General features: G+C 59.0%; 17 protein-coding genes. 16 read left to right on the plus strand and 1 reads right to left on the minus strand.

The features are described 5' to 3' along the window. Positions 1 to 3 precede the first annotated feature (3 nt). The 15 genes from fliH to flhB all read left to right on the plus strand — a co-directional run bounded on the left by fliH (position 4) and on the right by flhB (position 12,263). A complete protein-coding gene (fliH, locus tag VD17_RS13755; RefSeq protein ID WP_046054278.1) occupies positions 4 to 813 on the plus strand; it encodes a flagellar assembly protein FliH in 810 nt (269 codons plus the stop codon). Continuing rightward, complete coding sequence (gene fliI / locus VD17_RS13760; protein ID WP_046054279.1) at positions 803 to 2,161, plus strand: flagellar protein export ATPase FliI; 1,359 nt, start codon at positions 803 to 805, stop codon at positions 2,159 to 2,161. Before fliH ends, fliI begins: the two co-directional genes overlap by 11 nt. A gap of 6 nt (positions 2,162 to 2,167) precedes the next feature. Beyond that, positions 2,168 to 2,617 carry a flagellar export protein FliJ gene (fliJ, locus tag VD17_RS13765; protein WP_033055981.1) on the plus strand — a complete coding sequence of 150 codons (450 nt, stop codon included), beginning with the start codon at positions 2,168 to 2,170 and terminating at the stop codon, positions 2,615 to 2,617. Positions 2,618 to 2,784: 167 nt separating this feature from the next. Continuing rightward, positions 2,785 to 3,090, plus strand: coding sequence for an STAS domain-containing protein (locus VD17_RS13770; protein WP_046054280.1), 306 nt, complete (start codon positions 2,785 to 2,787; stop codon positions 3,088 to 3,090). 5 nt (positions 3,091 to 3,095) lie between these two features. Further along, the gene (locus VD17_RS13775) at positions 3,096 to 4,802 is read left to right on the plus strand and encodes an ATP-binding SpoIIE family protein phosphatase (RefSeq protein WP_046054281.1); all 1,707 of its coding nucleotides are present in this window, start codon (positions 3,096 to 3,098) and stop codon (positions 4,800 to 4,802) included. A 30-nt stretch (positions 4,803 to 4,832) separates the two neighbouring features. Next, positions 4,833 to 5,201, plus strand: a complete 369-nt coding sequence (locus VD17_RS13780) for an Hpt domain-containing protein (protein WP_046054282.1) — start codon at positions 4,833 to 4,835, stop codon at positions 5,199 to 5,201. An 83-nt stretch (positions 5,202 to 5,284) separates the two neighbouring features. Then, entirely contained in the window at positions 5,285 to 6,646 is a 1,362-nt protein-coding gene (locus VD17_RS13785) for a flagellar hook-length control protein FliK (protein ID WP_046054283.1), read from the plus strand. A 207-nt stretch (positions 6,647 to 6,853) separates the two neighbouring features. Further along, positions 6,854 to 7,354: a flagellar basal body-associated protein FliL gene (gene fliL / locus VD17_RS13790; protein WP_046054284.1), complete on the plus strand. Its 501-nt coding sequence runs from the start codon at positions 6,854 to 6,856 to the stop codon at positions 7,352 to 7,354. A gap of 9 nt (positions 7,355 to 7,363) precedes the next feature. After that, complete coding sequence (fliM, locus tag VD17_RS13795; protein WP_008151077.1) at positions 7,364 to 8,332, plus strand: flagellar motor switch protein FliM; 969 nt, start codon at positions 7,364 to 7,366, stop codon at positions 8,330 to 8,332. Positions 8,333 to 8,383: 51 nt separating this feature from the next. Beyond that, positions 8,384 to 8,863, plus strand: a complete 480-nt coding sequence (gene fliN, locus VD17_RS13800; RefSeq protein ID WP_440130569.1) for a flagellar motor switch protein FliN — start codon at positions 8,384 to 8,386, stop codon at positions 8,861 to 8,863. Then, a complete protein-coding gene (fliO, locus tag VD17_RS13805; protein WP_046054285.1) occupies positions 8,864 to 9,310 on the plus strand; it encodes a flagellar biosynthetic protein FliO in 447 nt (148 codons plus the stop codon). Beyond that, on the plus strand, positions 9,310 to 10,068 hold the full coding sequence (gene fliP / locus VD17_RS13810; RefSeq protein ID WP_046054286.1) for a flagellar type III secretion system pore protein FliP: 759 nt from the start codon (positions 9,310 to 9,312) through the stop codon (positions 10,066 to 10,068). Before fliO ends, fliP begins: the two co-directional genes overlap by 1 nt. Then, the gene (gene fliQ, locus VD17_RS13815) at positions 10,065 to 10,334 is read left to right on the plus strand and encodes a flagellar biosynthesis protein FliQ (protein WP_007948918.1); all 270 of its coding nucleotides are present in this window, start codon (positions 10,065 to 10,067) and stop codon (positions 10,332 to 10,334) included. The genes fliP and fliQ overlap by 4 nt, the downstream gene beginning before the upstream one ends. 3 nt (positions 10,335 to 10,337) lie before the next feature. Then, entirely contained in the window at positions 10,338 to 11,120 is a 783-nt protein-coding gene (gene fliR / locus VD17_RS13820) for a flagellar biosynthetic protein FliR (protein ID WP_046054287.1), read from the plus strand. Positions 11,121 to 11,123: 3 nt separating this feature from the next. Continuing rightward, on the plus strand, positions 11,124 to 12,263 hold the full coding sequence (gene flhB, locus VD17_RS13825) for a flagellar biosynthesis protein FlhB (RefSeq protein ID WP_046054288.1): 1,140 nt from the start codon (positions 11,124 to 11,126) through the stop codon (positions 12,261 to 12,263). A gap of 45 nt (positions 12,264 to 12,308) precedes the next feature. Here flhB and VD17_RS31220 read toward each other — a convergent pair whose 3' ends face one another. Then, positions 12,309 to 13,424 carry a hypothetical protein gene (locus VD17_RS31220; RefSeq protein ID WP_052962692.1) on the minus strand — a complete coding sequence of 372 codons (1,116 nt, stop codon included), beginning with the start codon at positions 13,422 to 13,424 and terminating at the stop codon, positions 12,309 to 12,311. 290 nt (positions 13,425 to 13,714) lie between these two features. Between VD17_RS31220 and VD17_RS13835 the strand changes: the two genes are divergently transcribed. Further along, entirely contained in the window at positions 13,715 to 14,374 is a 660-nt protein-coding gene (locus VD17_RS13835) for a hypothetical protein (RefSeq protein ID WP_046054289.1), read from the plus strand. Positions 14,375 to 14,622: the final 248 nt, after the last annotated feature.

A 14,622-nucleotide genomic window follows, 5' to 3' on the forward strand; every position in this document is an offset into this window, starting at 1 on the left:
ACTATGTCGTCCAAACATGATGAGTCCAACACCGATCTGATCCGTGGCAAGGATGTCGGTGGTTTCGACGTCTGGTCGCTGCCGAGTTTCGATCCGTTCGTGCCGGAAGCCGAGCCGGAACCCGAGCCCGAGCCGCCGGAAATGGAAGAAGTGCCACTGGATGAAGTCCAGCCACTGACCCTCGAAGAACTCGAAAGCATTCGCCAGGAGGCCTACAACGAAGGCTTTGCCACGGGCGAAAAAGAAGGTTTCCACAGCACCATGCTCAAGGTCCGTCAGGAAGCCGAGGTGGCCCTGGCCGCCAAGATTTCCGCTCTGGAGCAACTGATGGGCCATCTGTTCGAGCCTATCGCCGAGCAGGACACCCTGATCGAAAAGTCCTTGGTCGACCTGGTGCAGCACATCACCAAGCAGGTGATTCAGCGCGAACTGGCCATCGACTCGACGCAGATCGAACACGTCATGCGCGAGGCCCTCAAGCTCTTGCCGCTGGGCGTGGGCAATGTGCGGTTGTACATCAATCCGCAAGATTTCGAACAGGTCAAAGCCCTGCGCGAGCGCCATGAGGAAACCTGGCGCATCGTCGAGGACGAGGCGTTGTTGCCCGGCGGTTGCCGGGTCGAGACTGAACACAGCCGTATCGACGCCACGGTCGAAACCCGCGTTGCGCGGGTCATGGACAAGCTGTTCGATCAATTGCACGAACAGGCCTTGCACCCGGCCGAACCGGATCTGAGCCTGGAACTGCCGATCAGCGACAAGCCAGCGGTCTCGCCGGTCGAACCTGAGCCGGATGTTCCCGATGCGCCTTGATCGCACCAGCTTCGCCAAGCGCCTTGGCAGTTATGCCGAGGCCACGGAGCTGGAAGGCGCGCCGATCCTTGAAGGCCGCTTGCTGCGCATGGTCGGCCTGACCCTCGAAGCCGAGGGCTTGCGCGCCGCCATGGGCAGCCGCTGCATGGTCATCAACGACGACAGTTATCACCCGGTGCAGGTCGAAGCCGAAGTCATGGGCTTCTCCGGCAGCAAGGTGTTTCTGATGCCGGTCGGCAGTGTTGCCGGCATCGCTCCAGGTGCTCGTGTGGTTCCTCTGGCTGATACCGGCCGCTTGCCGATGGGCATGAGCATGCTCGGGCGGGTGCTTGATGGCGCCGGTCGCGCGCTGGACGGCAAGGGCGGGATGAAGGCCGAAGACTGGGTGCCGATGGACGGCCCGACCATCAACCCGCTCAAACGTGAACCGATCAGCGAGCCGCTGGACGTGGGCATTCGTAGCATTAACGGTTTGTTGACGGTCGGTCGCGGTCAGCGTCTGGGCCTGTTCGCCGGTACCGGCGTGGGCAAGAGTGTGCTGCTGGGCATGATGACCCGCTTCACCGAGGCCGACATCATCGTCGTCGGGCTGATCGGTGAGCGGGGTCGTGAAGTTAAAGAATTCATTGAGCACATCCTCGGTGAAGAAGGCCTCAAGCGTTCGGTGGTGGTGGCGTCGCCTGCGGACGATGCGCCGCTGATGCGTCTGCGCGCGGCGATGTACTGCACGCGCATCGCCGAGTATTTCCGCGACAAGGGCAAGAACGTCCTGTTGCTCATGGACTCCCTGACCCGTTTCGCCCAGGCCCAGCGGGAAATCGCCTTGGCCATCGGCGAACCGCCAGCGACCAAGGGCTATCCGCCATCGGTGTTCGCCAAACTGCCGAAACTGGTGGAGCGGGCCGGTAATGCGGAGAAGGGCGGCGGTTCGATCACCGCTTTCTACACCGTACTGTCCGAAGGTGATGACCAGCAGGATCCGATTGCCGATGCCGCGCGAGGCGTACTAGACGGGCACATCGTGCTGTCCCGGCGCCTGGCCGAGGAAGGTCATTACCCGGCCATCGATATCGAAGCGTCCATCAGCCGGGTCATGCCGTCGGTGGTTACGCCCGAACACATGAGGCGCGCCCAGTATTTCAAGCAACTGTGGTCGCGGTATCAGCAGAGTCGCGACTTGATCAGCGTCGGCGCCTATGTGGCTGGTGGTGATCGGGAAACCGACCTGGCGATCTCCCTGCAACCGCAGTTGGTGAAATACCTGCGCCAGGGCCTCAACGACAGCATCGGCCTGGGCGAAAGCGAAGCCTATCTCGGCACGATTTTCGCTCCCGCGGCGGGCGGCTAACCGGTCATGGCCCAGAGCCGAGCCTCGCGCCTGGCCCCCGTGGTCGAAATGGCCGAAAAGGCCGAGAAAACCGCGGTCCTGCGTCTGGGGCACTTTCAGGGGCAAGTCCGTCTGGCCGAAAGCAAACTCGCCGACCTCGAAGCCTTTCGTCTCGACTATCAAGAGCAATGGATCGTGCGCGGCAGCAGCGGCGTGTCTGGCCAATGGCTGCTGGGGTATCAAGGCTTCCTTGCGCAACTGGGGACCGCCATCGACCAGCAGCGACAAAGCCTGGTATGGCATCAAAACAACCTGAACAAGGCGCGGGAATCCTGGCAGCAGGCGTTCGCCCGGGTCGAAGGCTTACGCAAACTGGTGTTGCGCTACATGGATGAGGCACGGCGGCTGGAAGACCGGCGTGAGCAAAAGCTGCTGGATGAGTTGTCCCAGCGGTTGCCGCGTCAGGATCCCTATTGAGTGCTGCCTTCGAAAAGATCGCAGCCTTCGGCAGCTCCTACACAACCGGGTGTGCACGCAGTCAACGTAGGAGCTGCCGAAGGCTGCGATCTTTTGATCTTGCCCCAGCCCCAGCCAAGTGCTAAACCTTGTACACGTACGTTCACCAATGACAAGGAAGCCGTTAAATGCCAGTCGTTACAGAAGTATCCAAAAATGGGCAAAAGCTGACGATATCGGTCAAGGGACGATTCGATTTCGCCAAGCATCAGGAATTTCGCGAGTCCTACGAAAATCTTCAGCCAAAACCCGAATCCTTCGAAGTGGATCTGAAAGACGCCACTTACCTCGACAGCTCAGCGCTCGGCATGCTGTTGCTATTGCGTGATCATGCTGGCGGCGAAAATGCCGAGATCACGTTGACCAACGCTAACGCAGATGTGCGCAAGATCCTCGCCATCTCCAACTTCGAACAAATCTTCGACGTGGCGTGACCGCCATGCAGCCCTTGTTCGAACCGCTGACGATCCTGATCGCCGAAGACAGCGCGGCCGATCGCATGCTGCTGTCGACCATCGTTCGTCGCCAGGGGCATGAGGTGCTGACGGCCGCCAATGGTGCCGAAGCCGTTGAAGCGTTTCGCCAGCAACGACCGCAACTGGTGCTCATGGACGCAATGATGCCGGTGATGGACGGTTTCGAGGCGGCGCGGCAGATCAAGATATTGGCAGGGGAAACCCTGGTGCCGATCATCTTCCTCACCTCGCTGACCGAAAGCGAAGCGCTGGCCCGCTGTCTGGAGGCCGGTGGTGACGACTTTCTGGCAAAGCCCTACAACCAGGTGATCCTCGCCGCCAAGATCAAGGCGATGGACCGCTTGCGGCGGTTGCAGGCCACGGTGTTGCAGCAGCGCGATCAGATCGCCAGGCACCACGACTACCTGCTCAACGAGCAACGGGTGGCCAAAGCCGTGTTCGACAAGGTAGCCCACTCCGGCTGCCTGAGTGCACCGAATATTCGCTACCTGCAATCGCCCTATGCGTTGTTCAACGGCGATCTGCTGCTGGCCGCGTTCACCCCGGCCGGCGACATGCACGTGCTGCTCGGCGATTTTACCGGTCACGGTTTGCCGGCCGCGGTCGGTGCCATGCCCTTGGCCGAAGTTTTCTATGGCATGACCGCGAAGGGTTACGGCCTGTCCGAAACCCTGCGCGAGATGAATGCCAAGCTCAAGCGCATCCTGCCGGTGGACATGTTCTGCTGTGCAACGCTGCTGTGCCTGAGTTTTCAGCGGCGTTCGGTGGAGGTGTGGAACGGCGGAATGCCGGACGGTTACCTGCACAGCATCGCCAGCGGTGAGCGAACGACGCTGACGGCTCGGCATTTGCCGCTCGGCGTGCTGAGCCCGCAATCTTTTGATGACCGAACCGAAGTGTTTCCGATGGCGGTCGGGGATCGGGTCTTCCTGTTATCCGACGGGGTGATCGATACCTGCGATGCCAACGAACAGTTGTTTGGTGTAGAGCGATTGGAGCAGGTGTTTGCGGCGAATCGCCAGCCTGATGAGTTGTTCGAAGAGATCGAGCAGGCGTTGCGGGACTTTCGCGGCGAGGCCCGTGATGACGTGAGCATGGTCGAGGTCAGTCTGCTGGAGGCCGCACAACTGACCCCGCCGGCGCTGGTGTATTCCGACAGTGGTCAGTCCTGCCCGCTGGACTGGTCAGTGAGTTTCGAATTTCGCGCCGCCACGCTCAAACGCTTCAATCCGCTGCCGTATCTTCTGCAATTGCTGCTTGAGGTCCACGGTCTGCGGGCTCAGAGCGGGGCGCTCTACAGTGTTTTGGCCGAACTGTATTCCAATGCCTTGGAGCATGGAGTGCTGGGGCTGGATTCGGCGCTCAAGCGCGATGCCTCGGGGTTTACCCGCTATTATCAGCAACGCAATACACGCCTGGACGCGTTGCAGGACGGCTTTGTGCGGGTGCATTTGCAGGTGACACCCAAAGGCGAGGGCGGGTGCCTGACGGTTCGGGTTGAAGACAGTGGCAAGGGTTTCGATGTCGCGCGGGTGATGGAGCGGCCCGTCGATGGTGTCCGTCTGTCGGGACGTGGCGTCAGTCTGATCCGTCAGCTGGGCCACAATGCGAGTTGGTCCGACGATGGTCGAAGTGCCCGCGTGGAGTTTTTCTGGGAGGCTCTGGCATAATCCACGCATTCTTGATCAAGGAGTGAGCAAGTGGCTGACACACACCTGGACCGCGACGTACTGAACGCGTTGCAAGAGGTCATGGAGGATGAGTATCCGACGTTGCTGGATACCTTTCTTGCCGATTCCGAAGAGCGTTTACGCATCTTGCGAATGGCTGAAGATGCCGCGCAACTCATGAATGCTGCCCATAGTTTCAAGGGCAGCAGCAGCAACATGGGCGCCATTCGCCTGGCTGAGTTGTGCCATGAGCTGGAGCAGCGCGCCAAGCAAAAAAACCTCGCAGGCATCGAAAAGCTGATCGGGGAAATTGACGGCGAATTCGCCATCGTCCGACCTCTCTATGAGGCGGAGCGTCAACGTTCCTTCTCTGCCAATGAGACCGTCCGGCGCTTTTAGTGCCTGTCACTCAAACCTGGCGCGACCTTTGCAATAATCTCCGTCAACTGTACCTACGATCCCAGTGCCGCGGAGTCCGTTCCATGCCCGTTACCCCCAATATGCTTCTTCAGGCCGCCGCGCAGGCCAAGACTCAAGCCGCTTCCGCCAATACACCGGCGCTGGCCGCTGAGCCTGGGGACAAGGCATCCAGCTTCGCTCAGGTCTACGCCAATCAAGCCCGGAACAAACCTTCTGCGGTGGGTGATGGATCGGCCAAGCCGATACGCGATAAAACGCCGGACAGCCCCGATAAAAAGGACGTCAGCAACGACAAGTCTGCCGCCCCGGAACCTGCGGTTGCCGATAGCGGCAAATCCTTGCCCGCCGATAAGCCGACGCAGGCTGAGGACGAGGCTGCCAGCGATGACGGGTCGGATACTGCGCAGACGCCGGTTGCCGATGCCGCGCCCGTTGACCCGACGCTGGATCCTGCGTTGATGCAGGCAGTACAACCTGCGGTGCCAGTGCCGGTACCGGCAGCTCCACCCGTTGTAGTCACCCGACAACCGCAGGTCGAGGTGGCTGTGACGGCGGCAACGACTCCGGTCGTTGCAAGCACTGACACCGATTTCGATCCCGAAGCCGATCCTCTCGACGCACTGCCCGCCGTGCGCATGGCCATGGAGCAGGGCGGCCATATTTCGGCTGCGAGTCAGGCCCAGCCAAAAGCGGCACCGACCTCGGCCGAGGCCCAGGCTGATGGCGAGTCCACCTCGGCGCAGACCTTCGCCGCCGGCATGGCGAGCATGCTCGATGTGCAGGCCGACAAGGACAGCACCGGCCAGGGCAGCGACAAGGCCTTCAGCGGTCTTGTCGATGACGGTCTCAAGGACCTGAAGTCCGCGAGTAGCGATACCCGGGTCGACGATTTCGCCAACCGCCTGGCGGCACTGACCCAGGCGGCCACGCCGAAAACCGCGAACGCATTGCCGGTGAATCAACCGATCGCCATGCATCAGAGCGGCTGGACCGAAGAAGTCGTGAATCGGGTCATGTACCTGTCCAGCGTCAATCTCAAGGCCGCCGACATCCAGTTGCAACCGGCCGAACTGGGGCGCCTGGACATTCGGGTGAACATGGTTCCGGATCAGCAGACCCAAGTGACGTTCATGAGCGCCCATCCAAGTGTTCGCGAAGCGCTGGACGGGCAGATGCATCGCTTGCGTGACATGTTTGCGCAGCAGGGCATGGGCCAGGTCGACGTCAATGTATCCGACCAGTCCCGTGGCTGGCAGGGTCAGGGGCAGGAACAGGCTCAACAGGGTCAAAGCCAGGGTGGACGCACCAACGCCAGTGGTGGTCGTCTCGACTCCATGGATGAGGCGCTTGCGCCAACAGCTGCCGAAGTAGCGGCCAGCACCACCAGCGTCATCGGCTCCAGCGCCGTCGACTACTACGCCTGATAATGCGGCGCCCCTAAAAGATCGCAGCCTTCGGCAGCTCCTACATTGGATTGTGTACATCCTGTAGGAGCTGCCGAAGGCTGCGATCTTTTGATTTTCGGTCACGGTCGACCGTCCTTCCCGTTTTCCCTCAGACACTTCTGGCATAACACTTGCTCTTGCCTTGCCGTGCGACTGTGAAAACCCGAATAGTGACGGATTATTGGCATGGCGAAGAGCGAAGCAGCAGTAAAAGACCCCGCAACCAAAGGCAAACTCAAGCTGATCATTGTGATCGTGGTGGCCCTGCTGCTGGCGATCGGTTTGTCCGTGGGAGCGACCTGGTTCTTCATGCACAGCGCCCAGAGCAAGCCTGCCGCCGCGGCTGAAATCGCCCCGGTCGGCAAGCAGCCAGCGATTTTCGAGCCCATGGCTCCGGCCTTCGTGGCCAATTACAACCAGAACGGTCGTCAGCGCTACATGCAGGTGAGCATCACCATGCAGGGTCGCAATCAAGCCGATCTGGAAGCGCTCAAAGTCCACATGCCCGTCATCCGCAACAACCTGGTCATGCTGTTTTCCGGACAGGATTTCGCCACTCTGGCATCGCCGGTCGGTCAGGAAATGTTGCGTCAGAAAGCCACGGCCAGCGTCCAGGAAGTGGCGCAGAAAGAACTCGGCAAAGTGGTCATCGAACAGTTGCTTTTCACTAATTTCGTACTGCAGTAGGAACACGACATGGCCGTGCAGGACCTGCTGTCCCAGGATGAGATCGATGCGCTGTTGCATGGTGTCGACGATGGTCTGGTACAGACCGATACCGCTGCTGAACCCGGCAGTGTCAAAAGCTACGACCTGACCAGCCAGGATCGCATCGTCCGCGGACGCATGCCGACCCTGGAGATGATCAACGAGCGTTTCGCCCGTTACACCCGCATCAGCATGTTCAACATGCTGCGCCGCTCGGCGGACGTTGCCGTCGGTGGCGTGCAGGTGATGAAGTTCGGCGAATACGTGCACTCGCTGTACGTGCCGACCAGCCTCAACCTGGTCAAGATCAAACCGTTGCGCGGCACCGCGTTGTTCATCCTCGACGCCAAACTGGTGTTCAAACTGGTGGACAACTTCTTCGGCGGCGACGGCCGTCACGCGAAGATCGAAGGGCGTGAATTCACCCCCACCGAACTGCGCGTGGTGCGCATGGTGCTGGAGCAGGCGTTCGTCGATTTGAAGGAAGCCTGGCAGGCGATCATGGAAGTGAACTTCGAGTACATCAACTCCGAAGTGAACCCGGCCATGGCCAACATCGTCGGCCCGAGCGAAGCCATTGTGGTATCGACCTTCCACATCGAACTCGATGGCGGTGGCGGCGACCTGCACGTGACCATGCCGTACTCGATGATCGAACCTGTACGCGAAATGCTCGACGCTGGCTTCCAGTCGGACCTCGACGATCAGGACGAGCGCTGGGTCAACGCCTTGCGTCAGGACGTGCTGGACGTTGACGTTCCGATCGGCGCCACGGTTGCACGTCGCCAGTTGCGCCTGCGGGACATTCTGCACATGCAGCCGGGGGACATTATCCCGGTCGAGATGCCGGATGAGATGATCATGCGCGCCAACGGCGTGCCTGCGTTCAAGGTCAAGATGGGGTCGCACAAAGGCAACCTCGCGTTGCAAGTGATCGAGCCGATCGAGCGCCGCTGACCGGCGCTCCAAACCCCCTGTGCTTTTAACTGACGGCTCCTGATTGAATGGATGCCCGCCGAGGAAAAATTGATGGCTAACGATATGAACACCCAGGACGACCAGGCGCTGGCCGATGAATGGGCTGCGGCCCTGGAAGAAACCGGCGACGCCGGGCAGGACGACATCGACGCCTTGCTGGCCGCTGACGCCGCCAGTTCGCCGTCCAACCGTCTGCCGATGGAAGAGTTCGGCAGCGTGCCGAAAAATAACGACCCGGTCACCCTCGACGGTCCGAACCTGGATGTGATTCTCGATATCCCGGTGTCGATTTCCATGGAAGTCGGCAGCACCGACATCAACATCCGCAACCTGCTGCAGCTTAACCAGGGGTCGGTGATCGAACTCGATCGTCTGGCCGGTGAACCGCTGGACGTGCTGGTCAACGGCACGCTCATCGCTCACGGTGAGGTGGTGGTGGTCAACGAGAAGTTCGGCATCCGCCTGACCGACGTGATCAGCCCTAGCGAACGCATCAAGAAGTTGCGCTGAGTGAAAAAGGTTCTGGGGGTTTTGCTCGGCTTGCCGTTCAGCGTTCTGGCTGCCGAGCCGGTAGCGACCGCTACTGCTGCCGCCGCACCCGCGGTCAGCAGCGGTGTGGCCGGGCAATTGACGCAGTTGGTGTTCGGTTTGCTGCTGGTGCTGGGGTTGATCTTCTTCCTCGCTTGGTTGCTGCGTCGAGTGCAACAGGCCGGGCCGGCCGGCAAGGGGCAGGTGATCGAGCTGATCGGTTCCCGCGCGCTTGGCCCGCGTGACCGTCTGATGCTGGTGCAGGTCGGCAACGAGCAGATTCTGCTGGGCTTGAGCCCCGGCACCATCACCGCGTTGCACGTGCTCAAGGAGCCGGTGCAAGTGCCCAGCGGTACTGAAAAAGCCACTCCCGAGTTTGCCCAGCGCCTGATGGAGCTGATGGGCAAGGATCATAAGGATAAGAAGTAATGGGTGCGCTACGCATCATCTTGTCGCTGGCCCTGATGCTGGCCGCGCCGCTGGCGTTCGCCGCCGATCCGTTATCGATCCCGGCAATCACCTTGGGCACCAATGCCGCTGGCGCTCAAGAATACTCGGTCAGCCTGCAAATCCTGCTGATCATGACTGCGCTGAGTTTTATCCCGGCGTTCGTCATGCTGATGACCAGTTTTACCCGGATCATCATCGTCTTCTCGATCCTGCGTCAGGCCCTCGGCCTGCAACAAACGCCGTCGAACCAGATCCTCACGGGCATGGCGCTGTTCCTGACCCTGTTTATCATGGCGCCGGTATTCGACCGGGTTAATCAGGATGCCTTGCAGCCGTATCTGGCGGAGAAACTCACCGCTCAAGACGCCGTGGCCAAGGCGCAGGTGCCGATCAAGGATTTCATGCTCGCCCAGACTCGCAGCAGCGATCTGGAGTTGTTCATGCGCTTGTCCAAACGCACTGATATCGCGTCGCCGGATCAGGCGCCGCTGACGATTCTGGTCCCGGCGTTCGTCACCTCCGAACTGAAAACCGCGTTCCAGATTGGCTTCATGATCTTCATTCCGTTCCTGATCATCGACCTGGTCGTGGCCAGTGTCCTGATGGCCATGGGTATGATGATGCTCTCGCCACTGATTATTTCCCTGCCATTCAAGATCATGCTGTTCGTGCTGGTGGATGGCTGGGCGTTGATCATCGGTACGCTGGCGAGCAGCTTCGGCGGTGTATCGCCATGACGCCAGAAGTTGCGGTAGACATCTTCCGGGAAGCACTGTGGCTGACCACCATGATGGTTGCCGTGCTGGTGATTCCGAGTTTGCTCGTGGGTCTGTTGGTGGCAATGTTCCAGGCCGCTACGCAGATCAACGAACAGACCCTGAGCTTCCTGCCGCGCCTGCTGGTGATGCTGGTGACGTTGATCGTCGCCGGTCCGTGGCTGGTGCAGACCTTCATGGAATACATCCTGCAGTTGTACGGCAGTATTCCTCAGGTCATCGGCTAAACCATGTCGCTGCTCCAGCTGACCGATACCCAGATCAGTACCTGGGTGGCGACGTTCATGCTGCCGCTGTTTCGTATCGGTGCCTTGCTGATGGTCATGCCGGTGTTCGGTACGACGCTGGTGCCCACGCGAGTGCGCCTTTATTTCGCCATCGCGATCACGGTCGTGATTGCCCCCGGGTTGCCGCCGATGCCGCCGGTCAACGCGCTGGACTTGAGCGGGCTGCTGCTGATTGCCGAGCAGATCCTCGTCGGTGCAGCGCTGGGTTTCTCTTTGCAGCTATTCTTCCAGGCCTTCGTGGTCGCCGGGCAGATTGTCTCCATCCAGATGGGCATGGGCTTCGCTTCGATGGTCGACCCCACCAACGGCGTTTCGGTGGCGGTGATCGGGCAGTTCTTCACCATGCTGGTGACGCTGTTGTTCCTGTCCATGAACGGCCATCTGGTGGTGTTCGAAATCCTCACCGAAAGCTTCACTACGCTGCCGGTCGGTAGCGGGTTGATGGTCAATCATTTCTGGGAGCTGGCTGGCAAGCTCGGCTGGGTCCTCGGCGCCGCGCTGTTGCTGGTGTTGCCGGCGATCACTGCGTTGCTGGTGGTCAACATTGCGTTTGGCATCATGACCCGGGCGGCGCCACAGCTGAACATCTTCTCCATCGGCTTCCCGATGACCCTGGTACTCGGGCTATTCATTGTCTGGGTCGGGCTGGCGGACATCATCAATCAGTATCAACCGCTGGCGTCCGAGGCCTTGCAGTTGTTACGCGAACTGGCACGGGCGCGCTGAGTCATGGCTGAGAGCGAAAGCGGTCAGGACAAAACAGAAGACCCCACGGAGAAGCGCAAGAAGGACTCTCGCGAGAAGGGCGAGATCGCGCGTTCAAAAGAGCTCAACACCCTGGCGATCATGTTGGCGGGTTCCGGTGCGCTGCTGATTTTCGGCGGGGCGCTGGCGCAAGACTTGATGGAGTTGATGCGGCAGAATTTCTCCCTGTCGCGTGAAGTCATTCTCGATCAGCGCTACATGAACACTTACCTGTTGAGTTCAGGGCTGACAGCCTTGCTGGCGATTCAGCCGATCATGATCACCCTGTTGCTGGCAGCGTTGCTCGGGCCGATCTCCCTTGGTGGATGGCTATTTGCAGCGGGTTCCCTGGCACCGAAATTCAGTCGGATGAACCCTGCCGCGGGCCTCAAGCGAATGTTTTCGTTCAAGGCGGTGGCGGAGCTGCTTAAGGCGTTTGCGAAGTTCTTGATCGTCCTGGCCGTGGCCCTGATGGTGTTGTCGTCAGACATCGATGACCTGATGCGCATTGCCCACGAACCTTTGGAGCTGGCTGTTATTCACTCCCTGCAGGTAGTGGGCTGGAGTACGTTATGGATGTCCTGTGGGCTGATCATCATCGCCGCGGTGGACGTGCCGGTACAGCTCTGGGAAAGCCACAAGAAACTGCTGATGACCAAGCAGGAAGTGCGTGACGAGCACAAGGATCAGGAAGGGCGCCCGGAGGTCAAACAGCGCATTCGCCAATTGCAGCGCGAAATGTCCCAGCGCCGGATGATGGCGGCGATCCCCGCCGCCGATGTGGTCATCACCAACCCGACCCACTACGCCGTAGCGCTCAAGTACGATCCGGACAAGGGTGGGGCGCCGATGCTGATCGCCAAGGGCAGCGACTTCCTTGCCTTGAAGATCCGTGAAATCGCTGTGGCCAACGAAGTGCTGCTGCTTGAGTCGCCGGCACTGGCGCGTTCGATTTACTACTCCACCGAACTTGACCAGGAAATCCCCGGCGGGCTCTACCTTGCCGTCGCCCAGGTACTCGCTTACGTCTACCAGATCCGCCAGCATCGCGCCGGCAAGGGCAAGCGCCCGGATCCGCTCAAGGACAACCTGCCGATTCCGCCAGATTTGCGACGCGATTCCTGATTGTGTTTTTTACGGTGTCGGTGTGTCTGGGGGAGTTATTGTTTGTTAGGGAGTGAGTACGAAGTAGTCAAGTCCAATCCAGTCGGTCGCACTGGTTTGAATTTCAACTCGAATAATTCCCTTGGCTGAAAATTCGATCAGATGAGCATCATGACCTGATTGACTAAACACGCGCTCCCCCAATAGCTGGTTGCTGGCGTTGTAGTAAAACGCTGTCAGGGGGGAGGTGTTTACCCAAGTGTGCCAAAAGCTGACCTTGGAGCAGGCAGATCTAAGATCAAGTCTGCAGCGCTGCACTCCCTGAGTTTGGTAACAGAGATTCAGTAGTTGTCCGGCACGCTTTCCAGGTAAGGCCGGGTAATTTCCTGGTGCCGTTGAAAGTGCCAGGATCCCCATGCTTCCGCTACCGGAGAGAAATGTGATCGCCATACTAGGGGGCTCGATTCGCTGACCTGATGTAATAAGCTGTGTTGGCTTGTCATCAAAGTTTTCGGACAAAGTCGGTGCGCTTTCACCTACTCGCACTCTTAACACCTTCGAAAACATCAACCGCTGCCCGCTTCCCGATTTGTAAACGCTGTAATTGATCCGGGTGTCGATGCCTCGATTTTCTGCGATCCAGTTCGAAGGGAGTGTGAATGTCGGCGTAACGCCAGTCTGCACTTCGCGCTCGTCGCTGTTCCAGGTGGTTTTGCCGGTGGCGCGTATGCGAACGGTGTAGCCGCGCACCATGCCCACGTACCTGACGCTCAGGGTTTTCTGATCTGTCGACAGGGTCGGTGCCAGCAAATCGAACTCGTAGGGGTCGATATGCAACAGGAGAGTCCGGGAAGGAATCGGAGCGGTTCCGGGTGCGGTACGCACGGTGTAGTAGACCTTGACCGTATGACCGATGGCATCAACCACTTCAATGCGTGGGATCGGAATATCAATAGGCCCCGGTGTCCCGACGGTCACCACTGCTGAATGATAGCTGTGCCGAGGATTCTCCCAGGTCATGCGAACTGTGTGACCCCGAGCCATGCCGGTGTAATAAGGGACTCGAGCGGTTATGAAATCACGGTGGTAAACGCTGTCGAAGTCGAGTCGATCCCCTGCGGAACCATAGGCTTCGAGAATTTTTGGATTCGCTGGGTCTGTAATGGCAGTGATCGAATTCATGAGGTTTTTTCCTGTGAGTATATTGCTCCATCGGGCTGCTCTATCTGGCCTCCAAGGCACTATTGATGGCTACTGTCAGATCTGACAGTTGCGACGAACGGATTTGCGCCTACGTCGTGCCGTCTGTCGAAACACCTGCTCCACCTGTTATTTCTGACAGTAGACACACTTCCTGTTAAGCGTTGTCATGGCCTTGGGAACTCTCCCGTTCGATGTCCTTGCTATGGTCGTTCAATGATCGGATTGATCACCATGGATGGGCGTTCATTAAGGCATTTGAGGTGACGGTCATGGCAGAGCGTGAATACAGAAAGCTTCAAGGGATGACGTTGGAATTTGTTTCGGGAGTCCTGGAGGAGAACCAGCTCGAGCGTACGATCAGTTACTCGGCAACGTTCAACCTGACTCTGGACTTTACGCATTTTGTGCAGGTGGCCAATGCCTATATTCCGGGTTATCTGAACAACCCTATCAATGCGATTCGCCCCGAACTGGACGGGTTCGGCTACCACTATGCTTACAATTACTTCTTCGACGCTGCTGGCAATATTGGTGATAACCGCGCGTTGTTCGATGTCTTCACGTCCTCCCGTTATTACATGGATCAATGGTCAAGTGGAGGACTGGAAGAGCGTTATCACAAACCGCAATTCAGTGTGGTCGATGGCCGTTTGCAGGTTGTCTCGCGCAAGGATTTTCGTTGGGAGAACAAGCGAGAGATCAACGTCGAAGACCTGCCGGTCATTCGCTTTCAATGGGCCCTTAATCTCATGCTGGGGCACGACTTTTTTGATCAGAAGGCACCGTCATCCGTCGTGGTGCTCGGTTATACCGAGGAGGACTTTGTAGAGGTGGAAGGTCTTCAAATGTATAGAGGTACGCGGTACATGGGCGGCAAGGCGCTTCAGTTCGGTCCGATCCACAAAGAGCAGATTCTGACGGCACGTTGATCCATATTTGCAATCCATTGCTTTTGTAGCAGCTGTCGAGCCTGCGAGGCTGCGTCCGAGCCGGGGTCGCGCTCGACCGAAGTTCTCGCAAAGGTTTACGACTGCTTCGCAGCCGAACGCAGCCTCGCAGGCTCGACAGCTGCTACAAAAGCTCGGTAGATCCCTCTATTCCCCACCTCGGCAAAAGTTGGAAGGCTTCTTGCAGTAGCGGCTCTGCGCCTGCTTCAGGCGTCAAAAAGTTTGCTTTA

The organism is Pseudomonas fluorescens, from assembly GCF_000968015.1.
GTDB lineage: Bacteria > Pseudomonadota > Gammaproteobacteria > Pseudomonadales > Pseudomonadaceae > Aquipseudomonas > Aquipseudomonas fluorescens_W.